This window comes from Psychromonas sp. Urea-02u-13, from assembly GCF_002835995.1.
Classification (GTDB): domain Bacteria; phylum Pseudomonadota; class Gammaproteobacteria; order Enterobacterales; family Psychromonadaceae; genus Psychromonas.
The window spans coordinates 1-400 of the sequence record NZ_PJBZ01000287.1; the positions used below are offsets into that span (position 1 = coordinate 1).

General features: G+C 36.5%; 1 pseudogene. It reads left to right on the plus strand.

Going from position 1 to position 400, the window contains the following annotated elements:
• Positions 1 to 295 precede the first annotated feature (295 nt).
• Positions 296 to 400 (plus strand): annotated as a pseudogene (locus CXF74_RS21760) (DDE-type integrase/transposase/recombinase); the annotation flags it as partial.

Genomic DNA, 400 nt, shown 5'->3' on the forward strand with positions numbered 1-400 from the left:
GTTTTCACAGTCAGAAGCACTATATGCTGATACTGAGGTGAGTAACAATCCCGAACTTATTAATGATTTAATCATTGTATCCCTTTCCCTTTGCTTATTTAAAAAATAAAACCCCATACCACTCTAGTGATAATGAATAATATATTACCTTATATGTACCAGATGAAATGCATTGTATTTTTAACTTTGTGACTTCAATCAAGGCTCTCTGACTAAAAGAACGGTTTGTCACTACGATCTTCTGTAACTAAACCTCTGGGTTATTTGATTTTCTCCGCCAATTTAAGCAAAGGCTAGAGGCAACAAATGGGCTGTATCTGGCTCATGGTGAATGGATGAAACTTACGTTAAAGTAAAAGGGGGCTGGATGTATTGTTATCGCGCTGTAGATAAAATGGCG